Source organism: Sphingomonas sp. CCH9-E2 (genome assembly GCF_001557215.1).
In the GTDB taxonomy this organism is placed as follows: domain Bacteria; phylum Pseudomonadota; class Alphaproteobacteria; order Sphingomonadales; family Sphingomonadaceae; genus Sphingomonas.
The window spans coordinates 1-1,276 of sequence record NZ_LSJM01000171.1 but is presented as its reverse complement, the minus strand read 5'-3'; the positions used below and the strand labels follow the sequence as shown (position 1 = coordinate 1,276).

Annotated in this window: 2 protein-coding genes and 1 pseudogene; all 3 read right to left on the bottom strand. The window is 64.4% G+C overall.

Going from position 1 to position 1,276, the window contains the following annotated elements:
- A pseudogene (locus tag AX681_RS08815) lies at nt 1-429 on the bottom strand (copper homeostasis membrane protein CopD); the annotation flags it as partial.
- Nucleotides 430-432: 3 nt separating this feature from the next.
- Complete coding sequence (gene copC / locus AX681_RS08810) at nt 433-807, bottom strand: copper homeostasis periplasmic binding protein CopC (protein ID WP_066658495.1); 375 nt, start codon at nt 805-807, stop codon at nt 433-435.
- A gap of 276 nt (nt 808-1,083) precedes the next feature.
- The coding region (locus AX681_RS22830; protein ID WP_231734905.1) for a hypothetical protein at nt 1,084-1,276 on the bottom strand (193 nt) is incomplete at its 5' end.

The window sequence follows — 1,276 nt, the reverse complement described above, 5'->3', positions numbered from 1 at the left end:
CGCACCGTGCCCGCCCCAGGCGAGGCTCGCCAGGCCGACCCCGCCCGCGAGGGTGACGACGATGGCCGACGCCGTCGCCCATTTGTGCCGGCGCAGCGGCCAGGCCGACAGAAGTGCAACAATCAGCACGGCGATCCGTATCTGCAAGGCGGTGCCGTTGCTCGTATCGAACAACAGCACCCCCAGCGTCTCGCCATCGATGGCTGACAAACCGGTTCCGCCAAGCGTGGCTGCGAGGATCGCCGTACCGAGGACCGATAGCAAAATGCCGCCGCTCGCCGCCGATAAAACCAAAGCGGCAAGCGGCAGCACCGTGCCGGAGACACGCTCCGACCCCCTCAGCGCATAGAGGGCGAATGCGCTGAAGCCGAACAGGGCCATCAGGTCTAGATAGAGCAGGAAGCGGCCTGCGACGGCGAGACTTTCCACGCTTTAGCGAACCTTGAATTCGAAGCTGCCCTCGATCTTGTGCGTGTCGGCGGAAACGACCGTGTAGCTCACCTTGTAGGTCCCAGTGGTGAGCGGCCGGGCGAAGGTCACGACCAGGCTCTTGCCGTCGGCGCCTGCGGCGACGCGGCCCTGGATCGGCATCGGCGCATGGCTGGCCATGCCGGGCATGCCGGTCATCACCACCTGAGCGGTCGAGAGGCGCGCCACCAGGCGCTCCGAGAAGGACAGTTGGACAGTCGCGGTCGGCTTAACGGTCGCATTGGCCGCGGGGGTCGACGAGACCAGCTTGGGGTGAGCCGCTGCGGGCACGGCGACGATAATGGCTGTGGCGGCAAGCGCGGACATGAAAGAACGCATGGAAAGGGAATCTCCAATAGGCCGGCATCAGCGCCGACATTCGCATTACGCAGATTAGCAGGCCGTCCCTCATTTCGAAGACCATGAAGCCAGTCCGGTCGTCAAATAGCGTTTTGGCCCGATGGAAAGACGTACCGCGACCATGCGCCATGCGCGGAAAGTCCGATCGCCGTGGCGATTCAGTGAGCGACGCTGGGGATCGGCATGATGATCCGATTTCCGCCGAAGCGAGGCAGGATCGGCACAGTTCGAGGGAAGCCCGGCCCAGGCGCGTATTCAGCGTGAGAGCCCGCGCTGCGGTCGAACGGCGCTCATCGAGCGCTTGACACGCAAGTGACGATCATCCGGTCGATCCGCAGCGCTGGCCCGCAATACCAGGGAGAGGGTCATGGACAGGGAAGGGATGCGACACCATCTGCCGAGCGTTCCGTTTATCGGCGTGGCGGCAGCGTTGATTTTGCTTCTCGCG